Origin of the sequence: Roseofilum halophilum BLCC-M91, from assembly GCF_030068445.1 — a bacterium.
Classification (GTDB): domain Bacteria; phylum Cyanobacteriota; class Cyanobacteriia; order Cyanobacteriales; family Desertifilaceae; genus Roseofilum; species Roseofilum halophilum.
Genome location: NZ_JAQPOK010000160.1, coordinates 22,087 through 40,438 on the forward strand (window position 1 = coordinate 22,087; position 18,352 = coordinate 40,438).

At 42.5% G+C, this 18,352-nt stretch carries 19 protein-coding genes, 1 tRNA gene and 1 pseudogene; 5 read left to right on the forward strand and 16 right to left on the reverse strand.

The genetic code is table 11. From position 1 onward, the window contains the following. The first annotated feature begins 32 nt into the window (after positions 1-32). Entirely contained in the window at positions 33-1,238 is a 1,206-nt protein-coding gene (locus PJF56_RS20630) for a glycosyltransferase family 4 protein (RefSeq protein ID WP_347179600.1), read from the forward strand. A 77-nt stretch (positions 1,239-1,315) separates the two neighbouring features. On the opposite strand, the gene PJF56_RS20635 is transcribed toward PJF56_RS20630, so the two are convergent. From PJF56_RS20635 to PJF56_RS20650, 4 genes are all read right to left on the reverse strand, one after another. Continuing rightward, positions 1,316-2,266, reverse strand: coding sequence for an NAD-dependent epimerase/dehydratase family protein (locus PJF56_RS20635; protein ID WP_283764603.1), 951 nt, complete (start codon positions 2,264-2,266; stop codon positions 1,316-1,318). Between the two features lie 49 nt (positions 2,267-2,315). Next, positions 2,316-3,233, reverse strand: coding sequence for an Npun_R2821/Npun_R2822 family protein (locus tag PJF56_RS20640; protein WP_283764604.1), 918 nt, complete (start codon positions 3,231-3,233; stop codon positions 2,316-2,318). A 2-nt stretch (positions 3,234-3,235) separates the two neighbouring features. After that, on the reverse strand, positions 3,236-4,249 hold the full coding sequence (locus PJF56_RS20645) for an Npun_R2821/Npun_R2822 family protein (RefSeq protein ID WP_283764605.1): 1,014 nt from the start codon (positions 4,247-4,249) through the stop codon (positions 3,236-3,238). Between the two features lie 137 nt (positions 4,250-4,386). After that, positions 4,387-5,433: a glycosyltransferase gene (locus PJF56_RS20650; protein ID WP_283764606.1), complete on the reverse strand. Its 1,047-nt coding sequence runs from the start codon at positions 5,431-5,433 to the stop codon at positions 4,387-4,389. Between the two features lie 182 nt (positions 5,434-5,615). Between PJF56_RS20650 and PJF56_RS20655 the strand changes: the two genes are divergently transcribed. Both PJF56_RS20655 and PJF56_RS20660 read left to right on the forward strand, forming a co-directional pair. Continuing rightward, on the forward strand, positions 5,616-6,155 hold the full coding sequence (locus PJF56_RS20655; RefSeq protein ID WP_283764607.1) for a sulfotransferase: 540 nt from the start codon (positions 5,616-5,618) through the stop codon (positions 6,153-6,155). Between the two features lie 28 nt (positions 6,156-6,183). Beyond that, positions 6,184-7,353 carry a glycosyltransferase family 61 protein gene (locus PJF56_RS20660; RefSeq protein ID WP_283764608.1) on the forward strand — a complete coding sequence of 390 codons (1,170 nt, stop codon included), beginning with the start codon at positions 6,184-6,186 and terminating at the stop codon, positions 7,351-7,353. A gap of 44 nt (positions 7,354-7,397) precedes the next feature. Here the strand turns inward: PJF56_RS20660 and PJF56_RS20665 are convergent, their stop codons facing one another. From PJF56_RS20665 to PJF56_RS20705, 9 genes are all read right to left on the reverse strand, one after another. Beyond that, complete coding sequence (locus PJF56_RS20665) at positions 7,398-8,498, reverse strand: hypothetical protein (protein WP_283764609.1); 1,101 nt, start codon at positions 8,496-8,498, stop codon at positions 7,398-7,400. Between the two features lie 7 nt (positions 8,499-8,505). Next, positions 8,506-9,993: an MBOAT family O-acyltransferase gene (locus PJF56_RS20670; protein ID WP_283764610.1), complete on the reverse strand. Its 1,488-nt coding sequence runs from the start codon at positions 9,991-9,993 to the stop codon at positions 8,506-8,508. A 14-nt stretch (positions 9,994-10,007) separates the two neighbouring features. After that, entirely contained in the window at positions 10,008-10,916 is a 909-nt protein-coding gene (locus PJF56_RS20675; RefSeq protein WP_283764611.1) for a sulfotransferase family protein, read from the reverse strand. 11 nt (positions 10,917-10,927) lie between these two features. Then, positions 10,928-12,007, reverse strand: coding sequence for a glycosyltransferase family protein (locus PJF56_RS20680; protein ID WP_283764612.1), 1,080 nt, complete (start codon positions 12,005-12,007; stop codon positions 10,928-10,930). A 244-nt stretch (positions 12,008-12,251) separates the two neighbouring features. Next, positions 12,252-12,935, reverse strand: coding sequence for a photosystem II repair protein Psb32 (psb32, locus tag PJF56_RS20685; protein WP_283764613.1), 684 nt, complete (start codon positions 12,933-12,935; stop codon positions 12,252-12,254). Positions 12,936-13,029: 94 nt separating this feature from the next. Then, positions 13,030-13,506, reverse strand: coding sequence for a universal stress protein (locus PJF56_RS20690; protein WP_283764614.1), 477 nt, complete (start codon positions 13,504-13,506; stop codon positions 13,030-13,032). Positions 13,507-13,758: 252 nt separating this feature from the next. Then, positions 13,759-14,028 (reverse strand): hypothetical protein, encoded by a 270-nt coding sequence (locus tag PJF56_RS20695; protein ID WP_283764615.1) that lies wholly within the window; start codon positions 14,026-14,028, stop codon positions 13,759-13,761. A 189-nt stretch (positions 14,029-14,217) separates the two neighbouring features. Beyond that, positions 14,218-14,289, reverse strand: a tRNA-Asn gene (locus tag PJF56_RS20700). 103 nt (positions 14,290-14,392) lie between these two features. Continuing rightward, the gene (locus PJF56_RS20705; RefSeq protein ID WP_283764616.1) at positions 14,393-14,944 is read right to left on the reverse strand and encodes an NYN domain-containing protein; all 552 of its coding nucleotides are present in this window, start codon (positions 14,942-14,944) and stop codon (positions 14,393-14,395) included. Between the two features lie 259 nt (positions 14,945-15,203). Here PJF56_RS20705 and PJF56_RS20710 point away from each other — a divergent pair, with 259 nt between their 5' ends. After that, on the forward strand, positions 15,204-15,656 hold the full coding sequence (locus PJF56_RS20710; RefSeq protein ID WP_283764617.1) for a hypothetical protein: 453 nt from the start codon (positions 15,204-15,206) through the stop codon (positions 15,654-15,656). 323 nt (positions 15,657-15,979) lie between these two features. On the opposite strand, the gene PJF56_RS20715 is transcribed toward PJF56_RS20710, so the two are convergent. The 3 genes from PJF56_RS20715 to PJF56_RS20725 all read right to left on the reverse strand — a co-directional run bounded on the left by PJF56_RS20715 (position 15,980) and on the right by PJF56_RS20725 (position 17,750). Next, positions 15,980-16,576 carry a L,D-transpeptidase gene (locus PJF56_RS20715; RefSeq protein WP_283764618.1) on the reverse strand — a complete coding sequence of 199 codons (597 nt, stop codon included), beginning with the start codon at positions 16,574-16,576 and terminating at the stop codon, positions 15,980-15,982. A 101-nt stretch (positions 16,577-16,677) separates the two neighbouring features. Next, positions 16,678-17,367, reverse strand: a complete 690-nt coding sequence (locus PJF56_RS20720; protein ID WP_283764619.1) for an energy-coupling factor ABC transporter ATP-binding protein — start codon at positions 17,365-17,367, stop codon at positions 16,678-16,680. A gap of 113 nt (positions 17,368-17,480) precedes the next feature. Next, positions 17,481-17,750 (reverse strand): UPF0367 protein family, encoded by a 270-nt coding sequence (locus tag PJF56_RS20725; protein ID WP_283764620.1) that lies wholly within the window; start codon positions 17,748-17,750, stop codon positions 17,481-17,483. A 248-nt stretch (positions 17,751-17,998) separates the two neighbouring features. Between PJF56_RS20725 and PJF56_RS20730 the strand changes: the two are divergent. Further along, a pseudogene (locus PJF56_RS20730) lies at positions 17,999-18,352 on the forward strand (photosystem II D2 protein (photosystem q(a) protein)); the annotation flags it as partial.

Below are 18,352 nucleotides of genomic sequence, written 5' to 3' on the forward strand. Positions count from 1 at the left end.
AAACGTATCAGTAGAGTCTTCCACATAATTATATGAAAATTCTTATGCTTTCCTCCACTTTTCCTTACCCCCCTAGTCGGTCAGGAACAGAAGTGAGGACGTTTAATCTGCTTAAATATTTACAAAAAGACCATCAAGTAACCGTAGTTGCCCAGCGATCGCCCGATGTCACTGATGAAGATATTACCGGTTTGCAGGATCATGTCAGCGATCTGAAGATTTTTCCCATTCTCGCCGATGAGCGCAAAGGGGCGATCGCCAAAGGAAAGCGCCTATTCTCCTCGTTCTGGGAAGGAAAACCCCAAAATGTGATTCACCGTTACCTCAAGGATATTCAAACCCTGGTTCTTGAAGGAGTGGAGCAGGGTAAATACGATGCCATTACCTGCGAACATAGTGCCAACGCCGTTTATTTACGTCCAGAGCTAAAAAATCGGGTGGGGATGGTGGTGAATGTCCATAGTTCCATGTATTGGGGAACCAAAAATGCCATTGATACCGGAGCGTCCGAAAACCCCTGGCGCGATCGCCTGTATTTACCCGTTCTCTACCGCTACGAAAAACAATATTCCCAAATTACAGACAAACTGGTTGTCACTACAGTAGATGACCAAAAACAACTGCAAATTTTTGCCCCGGCTTCTAAAATTGAAGTCATTCCCAATGGCGTAGATCTAGAGTTATTTCCCTATCGAACCCACGATCCTGGCGGTTATACCTTAGCCTTTGTGGGATCAATGGACTTAACCCACAACATGGATGCAGCCATTTTCTTTGCCAAGAAAGTCTTACCCCAACTGCGCCAGCGCTATCCTGAAGTCAAATATCGCATTATTGGCAATCGTCCGACTCCTCAAATTAAAGCCTTAGCCAACCAACCCGGTGTAGAAGTCACTGGAAGAGTCCCCTCCATGGTGGAAGCGCTCCATCAAACCACCATCTGTGTCGTCTCCTTACAAACCGGTTTTGGCATTAAAAACAAGACCCTAGAAGCCATGGCAGCCGGTGTACCGGTTGTGGGGAGCGATCGCGGTTTAGAAGGACTCGATGCTGATAGCACTGCCTTGCGAGCCAATACGGTAGAAGAGTACATTGAAACCATTTCCCGATTATTTGAGAACCCCGAACTCAGAGCCAAACTCTCTCAAAATGGTCGCAAACTCATTGAAGATCGGTTCACTTGGGAACAGATGGGCAAAAAATATGAAGAAACTTTAGCAAACGCTCGCTCAAGGTAAAAGAAAACAGTGGGAGAAAAGGGCGAAACTAGCTTTTTCCCATTCCCCATTCCCTCTTACCTTTTGCCTTTTGCCTTTCAACGATAGAGTTCCTGAACCCATTTCCATTCCTGAGTTAACCCCTCCTCTAGGGAAACTTGAGGCTGATATCCGATCAGTTTATTGGCTTTAGAAACATCGGCACTCGTATGGCGAGCATCTCCCATGGCGCGATCAATGTGGTTTCTACGGATAGGTTGACCCACAATTTTTTCCATCGTATCCAACACATCCGTCAGTACCACCCGACTGCCACCACCAATATTAAAAATTTCCCCCACCCCATCAGTCGCCGTTGCCGCCGCCATATTCGCCGCCACAGCATCCTTAATAAACGTGAAATCCCTCGTTTGTTGACCATCTCCGTAGACATCGATCGCCCGATCTTCCAAAACAGCCTTGTAAAATTTGTGAAACGCCATATCCGGACGTTGACGGGGGCCATACACCGTAAAATACCGGAGTGCCGTAAACGGAACCTGGAAATTTTGGTGATATAACACACATAACCGTTCCGCCGCTAACTTCGTAATCCCATAGGGAGAAACCGGTTGGGGAGGAATCAGTTCCGAAGTCGGAAAGGTTTCCGCATTGCCATACACGGAAGAGGTAGAAGCATAGACAAACCGCTTCAAGGTCTTCACAGTTTTTGCTGCTTCCAGCATAATTTGAGTGGCGTTAATATTCCGTTCCGTATAGGAGCGAAACCCTTCCCCCCAACTCGCACGCACCCCCGCTTGCGCTGCTTGGTGATAAACCACTTCTACATCGGTAAGCAGGGAATTCCAGTCTAAGGTTTGAATATCCCCTTCTACCAGCGTGAACTGCGGATGATTTTCAAAACTGCTGACATTCCGGCGTTTCAGCGTTGGGTCATAATAGTCATTAAATTGATCGATCCCAATCACTTCTTGACCTTCATTGAGTAAGGTTTCCGCTAAGGTGGAACCGATAAAACCCGCCACACCGGTTACAATTACTTTAGTCATTATGAAGATAGTTTTTAGCTCTCATTTCTGGACAATTATAAAAGATGAATTAACCGATGATGGTTTTCTTAATCTTTCTCAGCTTTTGTTTCCATTGGGGTTCTGGTTTGGGCGCTGGAGGATCGGCCGGAGGATTGGGATCGCCAAGATAGCGGTAATATCTCCAAATATTCCAATAGGGACAACCGGGTTCAATCCGCATCCCTGCCCAGTGAAGATATTGTAGGGGTTGGTTCGTTTTGGGGTCAATTAAGGTATTTCCCTGTTGCTGGAAATGGGGACTGCCTGCCCAACTTCCTGGTGCTTTTCCGGGTCTGCGAACGACATTAAAGCGCCGGTTAATTCGCTTTAGGATCGTATAGTTAATGATGGGCTGATCGGAGGTTTTTTGACTAAAGTCGAAGTATTCAGGATGTTGGGCGCATTCGGTAAAGGCTTCATAGAGATCGGTTTCGCTCAAGAAGTTCTTTTTAGAGGCCCAAAATCCACAGTTAAAGATGTCTTGGAGATCGGTTGGCGTAAATACACCGTCTTCAATCACTTTGTTGGTAAATACGTTGGTAATGCCACCAGCATGTTGATAGTCACAACACAGAAAGTCGTATTTGTCAAGATAATTGAGGTTGTCGATAATCTTTTCAAAAACGACGATATCAGTATCAATATAGAGAAATTGATCGAAGTCTCCAAACCAACAGGCTTGTTTGCGGAATTGGTTGGGACGGGCGAAAAAGCCTTCACCAAAGATATCATAGAGCTTTTGAGAGAGCCGCTTAATGAAGTCTAGATCTCCGTATAGAGATACTCCATAGTCGTTTTTGAGTCTTTGGGCAATATTCTGATAGTTGTCGTCATAGGGAATCAGGACGACGGGGGTATCTTGGTCGTAATATCGGATACTATTGAGGAGGGCGATCGCCTGCTCGGTAAATTTATCGTTTGCTGTAATGTAAATTCCACGATTCATGATTACTTCCTAGAGGTCTTCATCCCTAATTTGCGAAACACTTTATCCATAAATGTGGGAGGTGGGTTATAGGGTTTAGGTTTACCAACAAATTGAGGTCGTTTCTCTGGCTCATGGAGATAACGATAGTGCAAGAAAATATCTCGATAGGGAAAGTCTAAGTTTTCTCCAGCACAGAGTCGAGTAAACACCTTAGAAGATATGCCAATATAGTGCAGGTAAGTGAGCTGTACCCCTTTATCATAGAGCAAATGATCCCGTTGCTCAAAGTGAGGAGAAGTTACGGAACATCCCGTGGTTTGCTCTTTGGGGAGTTGTAAGGAAAAGTTATACGCTGGATGATTAGAGCGCATAGTCATATAGTTCAGGATAGACTGATCCGGCCCATTGGGGTATAAAATTTCTGCTTCACCTGATTCCAATTGCTGGAGTAACCACTCTCGCGTTTCTTTAGGAAACAATCCTCGTTTAGAGCCATAAAATCCAGCACAAAAAATCTCCGAACTTAAACGCTCTTGTGGAAAAATTTTCCCAACCTTCTCAGAGTTGATATTATAAACATGACTGAGATCTTTATATTGGAAATCATAGACCACAAAATCTCGATCGTTGATGCGATCGAAAATAAAATCTAACTGATTTAAAACCAGTACATCGCCATCACAATAAATAAATTTTTCTAAAGGACTATTTTCATCAAAAGCACAAAACCTCCGATGCATTCCCAAACGATTAACACCTTGAATTCCTCTTGAGTTCCAATTTTGTAAAGCAGAAGGATGTCCCTTCCAAATTTCGTAAGCAAAGTCTTCCCATCGAGAAAGAATCTCTTCATCACAGAGAAGCTCTACATTGTTTCGACTTTTGACTAAATCCTGAATTTGGTTTAAGCGGTTATCATAAGGGATAATCCAAACGGGAAACTCTGGACTGAGATTAACTTCAATACTGTTTAACAGAGCCACCACTTGATCGTAGACGACATCATTAGCAAGGGTATATATTCCATCAGTCATAAGCTTATTATCTGTAGGTAAATACAGAAATTATGGAAAAACAGGTTTGTCTCCATTATGACTGATGGATTCTGACTTTGGCAAGGCTTGTCGGGTTTACAAGTAGTCTAAAAACAAAGATCGAGAAAATCAGTTTTTTATAATCCGTGATTTTTTAATCTCTTCAAAGATAGAACTCGTCGTTGTAAACTATTCCATTTGAGGGCTAGATAACGACCCATGAAAAATTTTTGCCGTTGCCAATCTGACAAACTGCGCCATTCTTCATAAGCAGGAACGCAAGTATTAAGTAAAAAGTCTTTCCATCGCTTAGTTATATTCTCTGGAGCTATTTCCTGGGCCCGTTGTTTACAGTTGTTAATCATCGCTTGGCGAAATTGCGTATCATCTCGTAGACGTTTAAGCGCATTAACAGTTTCTTCATAGCTATTGACTTCGATATAGTCAAGCTCACTTTTTCTCTCTCCCCGAAAAGCAGACTCACGTCCTAAAATAGCTGGAACTCCTGCATTCCAAGCGTTAAAGAGTTTGGAAGCGGGTTTCCATGGATAATCTGTGCTATCGTTAAATGAGCGCACAGCAAGAATAGCATCTACTTCACTATAGTTATTCCAGCGATCGCGCTCTTTCTCCCGTCTCCAGTTTAACCCCATTTGCTTGAGCTGTTCCTTCCATTCGGGTTGAGAAAGTTCCGGTGCTAAATTATAAGTAATACCAAAGTAAGCGACATTCTCAAAGCGATCGCCTCTTTCTGGACTTCTCGGAATAACCCCAGCTTGAGGCCAATGAGGTAAGTAAAATCGATCACTTGGCAACAAGTACCTATCTTCATCAATCGATTGAATCTGTAAAGATGGTGAATCGACTTCACAAGCATTTTGTACTATATGGATTGGTGCATAAGGATGGGGATTTTGATCTCCCTTCACGCAAACCCAAAGCAGATTGGCAGGAGGTTTCGCTTCATAAGGCAAAGAGTATCGATAAGCAACAACAATCCCCTCCTCTGGCATTTCTGGAATCAACTGGCAAGAAAATCCACTTTCTTGTAAGCGCAAATAAGTTTGTAAAATCCAGCTTCCTAAAACATCCGATGGACGCAGGTCTTCTGCTCTATCAGGAATGACTTGTGGCCAGTCACTCCGAGGAATATAAAAGTATATTTTAGGTTGTTTTTGTATCATAAAATTTAATTCCAGACATTTTGAGATCATATAGAAGTATATCAATTATCAAATCATTAAGGTAATTCAGTAAACTTAATCAAATACTTGACAAAATAGCCTTTGAGTGTTATATTCAGTATTTATAATGCTTAAAACTTGATAGAGAAGTTATAATTGATGCCACTAAATTTTATCCCTTTGTGGAGAAGAAGCTTAAGGCTAGAGAATTTAGAACTGGGGCAGTTGAAGCCTATTTATTACACCTAGTTAGAGATGGAAGAGCAGTCCTCAATTCTTTTCTACGCAGATTTGATGAAATGAATGTTGTAGACTTTACTGAGCGGTGGGTACAAAAGACTAAGGGAAGGCAGGCTTATTTTCATTCATTTAGAGAAGATAGAAGAATAGAAGTTGCCTATGAAGAGTTAGCGAGTCAACCCCACCAAACCATTCAAGCCATTTGCCAATGGATTGGCATAGAATTTATAGAGGATATGCTAGAATACTGGAAGTACGAGCATCACGACATTTCTGGCAATGATGGAACTTACTCTTTAATTAGACGCTACCAAGGCAAAGAAATGCTAGATAAAGTACGTAAAGTTCATGGAGAATATTACGAGAAACGAGACTTATCGATTAAATTAGATTTACGCTGGAAGAAAGAGTTATCCCCAGAAAATTTAGAAATATTTAATCGCATTGCTGGAGAAGTCAATCAACCTTATGAGTGGAATTGAGAAAACAGGATGAGAAGGCAATTAAATTATGAACCTTATTCAGGGAATTAAATCTCACTTCAAACTTAACGGATTACTAGGAACCCTAAGTGATAGATATTTACATTCTTTATTGGTTAAATTAACTACTATAGATAATGCATTTCCTAACTGTACAAAAATTAGACCTATTTCTCCAGGAAAATTCCCTACACCAGAAGTTGAGCAAATGTTGTTTTTTCCTAGAGCTGAGTCTCTGAAAAAGCCGACATATTCTTTACCAGATATTTACTCAACCACACTAGATAATGTATTATACTCTCCTACTTATAATGTCATTCTGAACCAATCTAGGCAAGTAATTTTAGACTCAGTAAACACAGGGAAGAGTGCCAAGAGATTTAGTGTTTCTGAATTATATCGCAAGAAAATCAAGACACTAAAAGGTGTATATAGTATATTTCGCTCTACAGACAATAGTTACTATCATACATTGATTGAAAATGTATCCAGACTTTATTTACTCAATCATAAAGACTATAGGGAAATTCCAGAAATTCAACTTTTATTGTCTAGCAAGTCAACAAAAATTGAAGAATATTATCTTGACCAAATGTTGCAAGACAATGTTACCATCAAAGTTGTTGAAGAAAATTACATATATTCGCTAGAAAAGCTTATTTTTTGTACTTTTTTAAATCGCAGATTTTGTGGTTACTTACCATTAGAATATCTAGAGTATTTTGGAGATAAAATATTACCACAACGTTCTAGAGATAAGAATAATCGTATTTTTATATCGCGATCAACTGACTTAAAGAAAATTTTAGAAAAGACTAAAGGAATCGGACGTTATGAACAGGACAAAATTGGCAAAGGCCGTTATCTTCTCAATGAAGAAGAACTCTTTCAGTCTTTGAAAAAATATGGATTTAAAAAGCATGTTCTTGAAGAGCTATCTATCCCAGAGCAAATTGAGCTTTTTTATGATGCTGATTTTATAGTAGGCGCTCATGGAGCAGGACTCTCTAATATGATTTTTTCCGATCGAGTTAAAATTCTAGAACTATTTCCAACACAGTTCTGTGTCCCACATTATTATTACCTAGCGAAATCCCTTGGTCATACTTACAGATACTGGTGTGGGCAGGAGGATGAAATTCATTCTAACTTTACCGTCAACGTTGCAGAGGTGATTTCTCGTTTAGGCGATCTCTAAACAGTAAACCAGTCAAAAAGATCCCCGATTTTAAAATAATCCTTTTAACGCTTGAAGGTCTGAATAAGTTCAATAGCATCGGGATTATTTTTCCTCCATACTTCCCGATCGCCACGAATTAGACCTAAATGCTCTTCAATATTATTAGAATTGATTAATACACCAAAGTCATTCGGTACAGTATCTTCATTATGTTGCAAAATCCGATTGAGTATTAAATCTCCAACCGGGATAGTAAAGTGAGAGCTATCTCGATATTGAGTCATCTCACTACTTAAGGGTTCTGTGGTAACGCTATTATAGCCTGAGAAATCCCAAACCGGCATGATCTTTACAATTTCCCTTTTTCTGTCTTCTATCTTGGACTCACCAGCGGCTATAGTAGCTCCTTCAAATTGAATTGCGTGAGGGGGAGTTATAAATACCCTTAAATTTAAACCATGTTCTTGACAAAGATCTCTAATAATTCTGATATTTTCTAGAGTCTCTGGTACGATGTCATTTTTTTTCTTATTCACAATAAATGGAAGCCAATGAGTGAATTTTATATCAATATAGCCAACATCTCTAAGACCATTAGGATGATAATAGATAGTATCTGGTTTTTGCCTGTTTTTTCCCAGAGTTTCTAAGCTTTTATTGAAAGTATTCCAAGAGAGATGGGTTTGTAAAAATTCTAATAGACGCAGATGATGTTTTCCAATTCGGTTTTCATCAAATCCAAGTTGGGTAGATTCTGGAAGAGCCAGCAGCCATAAGTCTATCCCAAAGATAACCACTTCCAGATTGTTCTGAGTCGCGATCGCATGTTCTAAATAACGTCTTTGTTCATAAAAGGTTCCTCCTTGCATCGCTAAATTGTAAACGGGTTGATACTCTGCTAATGCTGGAGAGTCTGGATTTAAGGCTTCCTCTAACCGAGATGCACCCAAAAAAATAGTTTTAGCATCCTGGCGAGTTAAATCAATTGCCTTATAAAGTCTAGTGTTATTTATGGTTTCAGGTTTAGACTGATTTATCCCATGAATCCTGGGGCTATTGGTGACACCAAAAGGATCAATCAAAGCATTAAACCCGATAACCAGTGAAGAACCGCAACCAGCAACGGCCAAGAATATATAAATAAAGCTCCGATAGGGTTTCATCTAAACCTCAAAATTGAAAATAAAGAAATTCGCTGACTTGGTTTAATGAAAGCAAGCAGACTAAAATCATACTACCTGCTCCAACAGCCCACCACCATCTGGGTTGAAAATTTTCCATTATTTCTTGAGTGTTAGGTAGCCATATTGCTCCAGCAAGGAATGCCAGGATGATGGATAAATTTATTCCTAGGCTGGTGGCATCAGTACCGGGAAGGTAGGGTAAGGCAGAGAGCGTTTCTTGCCCCTTAAATTGTATTCCTAGTGGAGTTAACCAAGAGAGAAAGAGTTCAAAGTTACCTGGTAAGATAATCCCTTTCATACCACTCGCAGCTTGAATCATCAATGCTGCTTCTTCAAAACTGCTAGATCGGAATAATATCCAACCCATAACCACTGCAATAAACGTAATTAACCACGCAAGGAATAAAGGTAATTTCATACCCAATCGTTGCCACTGGCGATCTATGACCAAATAGAGGCCATGAAGCCCTCCCCAGACAACAAACGTCCAACCTGCACCATGCCAAAGTCCTCCTAAGAACATCGTAATCATTAAATTCAAGTTTCGTCGTACTTCTCCCTTGCGGTTTCCTCCCAGCGGAATATACAAATAATCACGGAGAAAGTTTGATAAAGTAATATGCCACCTGCGCCAAAAATCAGAAATAGAAATTGCTTTGTAGGGAGAATTAAAATTAATCGGTAATTCAATATTAAATATCCATCCCAAACCGATCGCCATATCTGAGTAGCCAGAAAAGTCAAAATAGAGTTGTAAGGTATAACATAATGCCCCCACCCAGGCTTCAATAAAACTAACTTGACTAGCATGATTGAATACTTCTGCTACCCAAGGAGAAAGGCGGTCTGCAATTAGCATTTTCTTACCTAATCCAAGGGTGAATAACACTAACCCCTTAGCAAAATTTTTATCGCAAAAAACAAATTTACGTTTTTGCCAAAATTGCGGTATTAATTCATCATGACGCAGTATGGGCCCAGCAATTAATTGTGGGAAAAAAGATACAAATAAACTATATTCAAGAATTCCATATTTTTTCGTTTCACCGCGATAGGCATCGACTAAATAGGCAATTTGGGTAAACGTATAAAAAGAAATTGCTAAGGGTAAAACAATATTGGGTACTGAAAAACTTGTAGAGAATAAGTTGTTAACTGATTGAGTTAAAAATCCAGCGTACTTATAATACCCTATAAACCCTAAGTTTATACTGATTCCAGTCAGCAGTAGAAACTTGGATTTTTGACTTCCCTGTTCGCTTGCAGACAATCCCCTCCCAATCAAAAAATTTGTAAAAATTGAAATCAGGAGAAGAGGTAAATAGGCGATATTCCAATATCCATAGAAGAAGAATGATGTTACTACGAGCCAAATGATTGCAGCTAACGTCAGACGTAATTTGGCCAGACCAAAAAATCCAATTAACGTAAGTGGCAAGAATAAGAATATAAATACATGAGAGTTAAATAGCATCTTCTTATTTATTCTTAGTTAAGCCAACTCGATAAATCACGCCCAATGAGATCTTGTAGATTTAAAATATCTTCCCGATATTCTACAATCAGTTGCTTCCGCAACTTGTTGGATAATTTTGGTTTCCCTAAATTTTTCTCTTTGAGTCGATCTGCAATCGTTTTCCGAAGACCCATAGGTAGTATCGTTTTAACTACAGCTTTAATAGGATTAGGTCGGTTTAGCAGGGTATTGACTGTCTGATTCTTGGGGACACGAGTCGGGTTATGTTTCTTGCTCACATTGGGAACAAAACTATCATCGACTTCTAAGAATTGGAAAATATCTTTCATCAGTCCAGTGGTATCTTTAATCAAATCTTCATACAGATACACTCGAATTTGGTTTGCATCGAAAAGATCGAAGTATCGCTTTAACTGAACATAGTAAAATCCCCGGCGTTTATGATGCCATTGAAAACTCCAATCTTTAGCGACTCGATCGTCTTCTGCCTTAAGGGTTTTGGCAAAATCTGGAATCGGTTCTCGACCATTACTTAAGGAAAATAGAAAGTGTGAAAAAGCTCGTTCTGCTGGATGCCGAAGAATGGCGATGAGTTTTGCATCAGGAATGTGATTATGAATCCTCTGAGGGGCCTTTTCACTATAAATGTATGAGGTGGATGCTTCGCCTATGGCTTTCTCGTTTGTGACTCCTGCAAACAATTCACTATAACTTTGTAAATCAGTGATGGCATTGGTCATTACATGAGGGCCATAAGGGCCTATCCGATTAATATCTTCTCCTTCTAAAGTAAAAAAATCTGGCTCCTTTTGATCTCTAGAAGCTGGCATATAGATTTCCGGATGCTGCTTCAGATAATAATACAGAGATGAAGTTCCTGATTTAGCTGCGCCAATCAACAAAAAGTTTGGGAGTTTCATAATGTCTACACCTATCCAATTTCATCAATCCACAACTGGGAAACTTTATCCCAAGTTTCTTTTTGGGCTAGTTGCATAAAGTCTTGCCTGAGAGATGCTAACTGCTCTGGTTCTTTGAGTAACTCTACAATTTTCCATGCAAGAGCCTCTTGTGTTTCTTTAAGATAAGGATTTCCGGGGATTTTCAAACAATAATCTTTATCTTTAAGACCAGCATAATCTGTGGTCACTGGTATGCAGCCTACAAAAGCTGATTCACGAACTGTATTGCAATCTGTTTCTTGAAAGGTACACCCATAATAGTTGATTATTGAAGTTGATTTAGCTTGCATGAGTTCTAATCGTCCTAGTTTTCCTTGATTAATGACTCCAGGTAATTGCATTAATTGCAACATTTTGTCTTTCCATTCTGGTTTTGCTTCTCTAGGCCAACCATAATAGATATGCAGGGTAGCTTCTGGTATTTCTTTTTGAATTATTGGCCAACCAAATTCTAGCATCTTATCTAAGCCTCTAATGTAATTAGAAGCATAAATCAGTTTATAAGGCTCTTTAGGATTTTTGGCTAGATGTAGAAAAGATGGATCGACTCCATTGGGAATGACTACGACTTTATGATCTGGAATTTCTGTCAGGGTAGAGCGATGAAAACTTGTTTTACAAAAAATAAGGTCATAATTCTTTAGTTTTTCATATTGAGCTTCTTCAGGTAATAAAACACCCTTTCCTAAATCTAGCCATACTCGGTTTGCTTGAACGGGAAACTTAATTCTCCAAGCAAATTGCCACATAATTAAGGTATCAAAACTATCATAAGGATTAAACTTAGAGTAGTGAAGATACTGGACTCCATCATAAACACCTTCTTGAGAACCACAATTATTGTAGACTGTAACAGAATACCCCAGTTTAACCCATTCACGAGATAGATATATAATGCGTGCGTTAGCGCCTCCTAATCCAGTTTTTAGGCTCTGAGGAGACCATGGATACTTTGTGTGTCCTGTATAGTATACGATAGAGCGATGCGGCCAATTTTTTGGGGTCAACCTTTTTCTGAGGCTACTGATTTTAGATAAAACTTTGTTCATAAACTTGTGATTGAAATCAATTGTATACTCTTTTGAATAGCGTGGCTAAATAATATATCGATCATGCATAGCATTCCTTGGATCGTCAAGATGGGCAACTTTTCCTTTAGGCAAGGGTTATTATGAATCGAGGCAATACTTTTTCAGGAGATAGAGGGTGAACGACTGTTCACCCTTAAGTATCTGAAGTAAGTCTGTTAAGTGACTCCGATCGCCGCCAAGGGCTTGTTTTCCCATGTCTTTCCTACTGATAGAGCCAGAAATAGGTCACCATAGGGATCACCGTAGCCAAAATCAGCAAGACAATCACCCAAACGGTAGCATTAGAATTTTTGGTTTCTTCTGCCGAAGCAAAGGTGCTTTCAGCTTGGATGGTGTCTTCAACCACGGGAGGGCCGGGATCGGGATTACCGGATAAAATAGCGGTTAAGCGATCGCCAGCGCCTAAAAACGCCCGATTATAGCGATCGCCATTACGCAACGGCACTTGTATCGTTTCACTCGATACACTTTCCGCCATCTCATCGGACAACCAGCTCTTCGTTCCCTCTCCCGTGCGAATCGCCGAATTATTAGTCACCACATCTAAAACCAATAACACCTGATGACTCTGCTCCTCTGGAGTCGGAAACCACTTTTCAAACAAATCATTCGTAAAACTCTCAATGGTTTCCCCATAATCCAAACGACGAATCGTCACCAAGCGGACTTCATTCCCCGTCTCTTGTGCCAACTGACTCAACCGATCGCTCAATTTCCCCTCATTTAAGCGACTAATCACATCCCCTCGATCCAAGATCCAAGTCGCCTCTCCCGGTTTAACCACAGGCATTTGATAAACCCCCGTTGCTTGTGCCGGTTGAGGATTCATCCACCACAGCAACAGAGTCAAAATACTTATTAATAAGCCTCGAACTATTTTTTTCATCCTCAATTTTCCCTCATTAGAATTCTATCTATGCTTAACTTATCGTGTTATAGGTTATGGGTCATTGTCCATCCCCCCATCTCCCCATCCCCTCTCACAGATGTACCAAATACACAGAACAGCAAACATGATGCATCACATAATTACTCACACTGCCTAAAAACCATTCTGTGAGATTTGAGTGTCCCCGTCGTCCCATCACCACTAAATCCGCATTCCAAGATTGGGCCAGATCGCAGATCGTCCGTCCTGGATTACCATAGGTTTGAGTCACTTCCGTTTCCACACCGGCTTTTAGACTCCGATCTTCAAAGGTTTTCAGTAACTCTAGGCTCTCTTGCTCAAACTTCTGCCATTGATCGTGATACGATTTCACCCAATCTGTCCTCAACTGCGCTTCAAGCCCTAAACTCATCATCCGAGGATCGGGAGGACTATCGGTCGATTGACTCGATAGCACATGCAGCAACATTAATCGAGCAGAGTAAGTCTGAGCCAAGACTAAAGCCGTTTCAAAAATGGTATGACTGATTTGACTGCGATCGAGAGCAACAAGAATTCGCGACACCATAGGGATCAAGAGGGGCAATACTGGAGAAACTGAGGACAAACCATATAGGGTTTATTGTACTGTCTTTGGTCTATCCCTAGGGTAGGCGAGTTATCCATTGCACGAATAAAACTCCAATCGTTAGAGTCACGGCCGTTTGCAGTAGGTATATCATTGTCCAGCGTAAAACTTGAGAAATTCCCATGAGCGTGACCTCCAAAGTTAATGTGCGATACAGGGATTCATCTCACCCTCAAGAACCCTAAAGAGGGTTTAACGAAGAGATTGATGGGTGGTTGATAAGGAAGTCTGTTCATAGGTTCTCTCACTAGGTGATTCGGGTATATTTTGAGAGGATAGCCTGGTGATGCCTATCCGCAACACGGTTGACAGGGTAACCACGACCATTAAGCTCAGGGTAGCGGTTGGCAGGAGGGAGATAAACTGAGGTTGATTTCTTTTCACAATGGTTGTACCCATCAATTCCAGTCGGATGGTTAAGCCCAAGGTTACTGAAGGATTGAAAAGAAATACATCACCCATTCGTATCACCCAGTTGGGTGAATTGGGGAGAATTGAGAGTCGATTGGAGAGCGATCGCCAAATTCTGGTAATCAGCCTCGGTATTACTGTTTCCAGGGAGATACCTCCTGAGTCCCCGTTGCCTTCATAGTTGAGAAAACGGATAAGCCACTCAGGTATTATGCCCTAACTTTCAGACCGATTTTTTAACTCCCCAGGCCGGATTCGAACCAGCGACCAATCGGTTAACAGCCGACCGCTCTACCACTGAGCTACTGAGGATCACAGTTTCTTAATGTACCCCTAACCCTAGGGTTTTGTCAAGCCTTTTATCCAAACTTTTTTTTGGGAGCGATCGCCATGCCATCAAGAACCCGATCCCACTCTAATAGGGTAACCCCATCCGCAAAGCCATTAATCGCTCTTGAGCCGAGGCATCCAGCCCATGGAAGAGAGAAGAACGAGAAACTTTTTTCTTCGTTTTCCGTTGCTCATGGAAGACAGTTTTACTATTGCTCACCTCCTGAGCCAACCGACTTGCTGACATCCATTCCGCTCCATACCCTACCACCGTCATTTGTTGAGCGCGATCGGAAGTCGCCACCATCAAGCGCTTTTGATATTTTTCAATCGAGCGACTAAATTTAGCACAGGCAATCTCAATATAAGAATCCGCCGTTTGCCCAAAATTCGTGTAATACACAGACAACAGATCAGTAACCACTTCCCGATGACTGGGAGTGTGCTGCAAATGAGCATCAAACACAATCCGGGTATCATAGCCCCGGAAAGCACTATAGTTAGTCAAAATCTCGATCAGTTGCTCGCGAGCAACCTCTAGGCCTTGGCGATCGCGAGTTGCTTGCAAATCGCTCCAAGCACCAATAATGTTATAACCATCAACAAACAAAATAGCAGCAGTTCGGGGTCGGGACATGGGTCTTAATCGTCAATTTTCAGTTCCGGATTTGGGCATCTTAAGATAGTATAGTGGCATGATGCTGGCATCGTCGTGTCTCAATAGCGATCGATAAACCATTAATCCCTTATCGGGTAACGGTTTCAGAGATTTAACATTGAATAACAGAACTTCAGCCAGAATCACTGTCAATCCAGACAGCTTAAACCCTCAGTGAGTTCCCTAGGAATCTTTCCTGAGCGTTTACCCCATTACTAACCGTGAAGGAGTGAAACGGATGAACAAAATAGCAGCCTTCATTGGTGCGTCACTCATCCTCCTAATACCAGGAAAAACGGTTTTGGCCCAAGAAGCTCAATCCGAAGGCCGTCCCGTTTGTGAAGCCGCCCAAAAACTCGCTCAAAGTCCTCAAGGTGCAGAACAAACCGTTCGAGGCATTGTGCGCAGTATCGTTGGCGATATGGTAACCCTGGAATTAGCCAGTGGTGAAGTGCGTACCGTCTATCTTGACCGCAGAGAGCGGGGATTCATCGGCAATATTTTAGGAGCTGATGTAGTCGTAACTCCCGTTTTCTGTAATCGAGTTTCTCTTTATCGGGAAGCCCCACCCCCCGCGAGAGCCTTTAATATTCCTTCCTTACCTCCCCCGCCACCCCCGCCGAGTCTTCCCCCTCTCAATCCTCCACCCCCACCGCCACCCCCGGCTCCGTTATTACCTCAAACCTGGTAATTTCTTTCTGGTGTGGATAGCGAGGAAGACTCTTCAACCTCAAGAACAAAAAGCGAGACACAAACTGTCTCGCTTTTTGTATGGTTTCTAGAAAAACCATTACCGCGCTTCGCGCGGCAGAAGCGTAATGGGTAATGGGCAGAACCGATCAAAAGTCAGCCACCCCTGTTTTATGGGTGAGTCAGTGGCAAGAGTCATCTTTCTCCGCTTAACCGAACTTGATATGACAAGTGTTGAACCAGATTTGATATAACAACAGCGAGCAAGATGTTTGTCCTGCGGACACGCTACGCTACGCACTCCTTTATTCCCTCATTTGAAATTCACGGTTCCACAATGACTTGGGTTCCCACTTCCACTTTCTCGTAAAGGGCAATCACATCCTTGTTAAACATACGGACACAGCCATGGGAAACAGCATGACCAATGGAATCCGGGTTATTGGTTCCATGAAAACCAACTTGAGTTTTGCCATCTGTCCAAAAGCCCACCCATCGGGGGCCGAGGGGATTATCGGGCCCGGGGCCGATTTTGTTGCCTGTCCATAGGCTTAAAAAAATCGGATCGACTTCCATATTAAAAACTTCAAAGTCTCCTGTGGGGGTTTCCCATCCCTCTTTACCGACGGCTACGGGATAGCTGGCCAGCTCTTCATCTCCTTTATAAACATAAACCCGCCGTTCTCCGAGTCTCAAAACCAGATGCACTGGAGTTTGGCCCGGTAGATATTTGGCCGCTTCTCCTAGGGCAGGAACTTGGGGAACATCTTGAATGAACGGCAGTTCAACCAGCAGGGGAGAAGATTCCGAGTTTGGGGGAACTTCTCCTTCTAGGGCCTGGGTCGGTTGCATGAGTAAGGGCGAGAGAATGCTCAAACCGATCGCCGTTAAAGGGTGAATCGTTGACCGTCTGTTTTTCATAATGTTGCCTGACTTGATGCTCTAAGGTTGATCGATGGGAGGATTAAGGGGCTTGATGTACCGCAATTGTAATCGGAAGCTGGGAAAATTTCACCCTAATTTTAAGAGTTCAAATGGGTAGCCATTAAACGATTTTTTAACCGTTGGGGGTTTCCTTGGTCAATTACCTGGCCTTGATCGAGCAAAAATGCACCATGACAGTGGTCGAGTTCGTCGAGTCGATGGGTAACCCATAGGGCGGTGATTCCCCGTTGGATCACCAGGTTTTTGACTTGGATCACCAGTTCCAGTTGGGCTTCCCGGTCTAGGAGGGCGCTGGGTTCATCGAGAAGGAGAACTTTACAGTGGCGGGCGATCGCCCCAGCAATGGCGATTCTCTGCTTTTGGCCGCCACTGAGAGCATAAATGGGCCGTCGTTTGAGATGTACCAGATTGACCGCTTCTAGAGCTTCGTCAACCCGGTGTTGGACTTCCTGGAGCGGGAGTTTTTCTTCCACGAGACCAAAGGCAATATCGGCTCCGACGGTGGGCATCACCAGTTGATGATCTGGATTTTGAAACACAAATCCCACGGGGGATTCCAGATGGATCTGACCAGACTGAGGATGAAGCAATCCTGCCAGACTTCGCAGGAGGGTTGATTTACCACTGCCATTGGTTCCCAGAAGCATCCAGAATTGTCCTTGGGGGACTTCTAAGGAACAGGCTTTGAGAACAGATTGGCCGGAGGGCCAAGCAAAAGAGAGATTTTGAACGTGAATTCCAGGAGGGTTATGAATGGCTCCAGTCATTTATTTAGATCTCTTGCATAAGTGGCGAGAAAATGAATGGCAAGGCAGCAATCATATCTTGGTATGACTATTGCCTATTGCCTTTTGCCTTTTGCCTGACTTCTGCAAGAAGTCTATTGGGTGACGGCGAAGAATCCAGGAGGTCTACCCGAAGCGGCTGTGGTTCCGGTTTTCTCAGCTTTTTGGACGGCGGTGATTTCGCTGCTGAGAAGGGCAACGGTTTTTTCGGTTTGGCGATCGCACTTGAGTTCAACCACCTGGGATTCCGAGGAGCGCATGGCTTCTAGAATCTGGGCATAGAGTCCTTGAGCGTCTTCTTCAGATTTGCGCTCGACAGACAGGGGAATGGGATTATTCCTTAAGACAACATCAATCACGTACATAGGGTGAAGCAAGAATTTGATTTATTTAAGTTTAGTATGTCAGATTCTCCAGATTTTCCCATTTTTACCGGCACTCCAGTGGAGGTCAAGATGGAAAAATTGATCATTTCCCTTATAATCCTTATAATTAAGTAAAGAATCGTAAACTAGACTGGCCAAAGTCACCGTTTTCTGCTTAGAGCGGTTGGCTCAAACGTCAGCTAGGGCGCGATCGCAATCATTATGAAAATTTTGGAGAACATCGCTTTATGACAATCGCAGTCGGACGCGCCCCCAGCGAAAGAGGATGGTTTGATGCCCTCGACGACTGGCTAAAGCGCGATCGCTTCGTCTTCATCGGATGGTCAGGACTCCTCCTGTTCCCCTGCGCCTACCTCGCCATCGGCGGTTGGCTCACCGGAACCACCTTCGTCACCTCCTGGTACACCCACGGACTCGCCTCCTCCTACCTCGAAGGCGCGAACTTCCTCACCGTAGCCGTATCTTCTCCCGCAGACAGCATGGGACACTCCCTGCTCTTCCTCTGGGGGCCAGAAGCCCAAGGAAACTTCGCTCGCTGGTGTCAGCTCGGTGGACTTTGGCCCTTCGTCGCTCTCCATGGA

Coding starts and splice junctions, on each gene's coding strand:
- PJF56_RS20650 (WP_283764606.1), bottom strand. CDS start 5,433: ATGATACAAAAACAACCTAAAATATACTTTTATATTCCTCGGAGTGAC.
- PJF56_RS20645 (WP_283764605.1), bottom strand. CDS start 4,249: ATGACTGATGGAATATATACCCTTGCTAATGATGTCGTCTACGATCAA.
- PJF56_RS20680 (WP_283764612.1), bottom strand. CDS start 12,007: ATGAACAAAGTTTTATCTAAAATCAGTAGCCTCAGAAAAAGGTTGACC.
- PJF56_RS20665 (WP_283764609.1), bottom strand. CDS start 8,498: ATGAAACCCTATCGGAGCTTTATTTATATATTCTTGGCCGTTGCTGGT.
- PJF56_RS20695 (WP_283764615.1), bottom strand. CDS start 14,028: ATGGGTGATGTATTTCTTTTCAATCCTTCAGTAACCTTGGGCTTAACC.
- PJF56_RS20715 (WP_283764618.1), bottom strand. CDS start 16,576: ATGAAAAACAGACGGTCAACGATTCACCCTTTAACGGCGATCGGTTTG.
- PJF56_RS20630 (WP_347179600.1), top strand. CDS start 33: ATGAAAATTCTTATGCTTTCCTCCACTTTTCCTTACCCCCCTAGTCGG.
- PJF56_RS20710 (WP_283764617.1), top strand. CDS start 15,204: ATGAACAAAATAGCAGCCTTCATTGGTGCGTCACTCATCCTCCTAATA.
- PJF56_RS20640 (WP_283764604.1), bottom strand. CDS start 3,233: ATGAATCGTGGAATTTACATTACAGCAAACGATAAATTTACCGAGCAG.
- PJF56_RS20660 (WP_283764608.1), top strand. CDS start 6,184: ATGAACCTTATTCAGGGAATTAAATCTCACTTCAAACTTAACGGATTA.
- PJF56_RS20670 (WP_283764610.1), bottom strand. CDS start 9,993: ATGCTATTTAACTCTCATGTATTTATATTCTTATTCTTGCCACTTACG.
- PJF56_RS20725 (WP_283764620.1), bottom strand. CDS start 17,750: ATGTACGTGATTGATGTTGTCTTAAGGAATAATCCCATTCCCCTGTCT.
- psb32 (WP_283764613.1), bottom strand. CDS start 12,935: ATGAAAAAAATAGTTCGAGGCTTATTAATAAGTATTTTGACTCTGTTG.
- PJF56_RS20720 (WP_283764619.1), bottom strand. CDS start 17,367: ATGACTGGAGCCATTCATAACCCTCCTGGAATTCACGTTCAAAATCTC.
- PJF56_RS20690 (WP_283764614.1), bottom strand. CDS start 13,506: ATGGTGTCGCGAATTCTTGTTGCTCTCGATCGCAGTCAAATCAGTCAT.
- PJF56_RS20705 (WP_283764616.1), bottom strand. CDS start 14,944: ATGTCCCGACCCCGAACTGCTGCTATTTTGTTTGTTGATGGTTATAAC.
- PJF56_RS20635 (WP_283764603.1), bottom strand. CDS start 2,266: ATGACTAAAGTAATTGTAACCGGTGTGGCGGGTTTTATCGGTTCCACC.
- PJF56_RS20675 (WP_283764611.1), bottom strand. CDS start 10,916: ATGAAACTCCCAAACTTTTTGTTGATTGGCGCAGCTAAATCAGGAACT.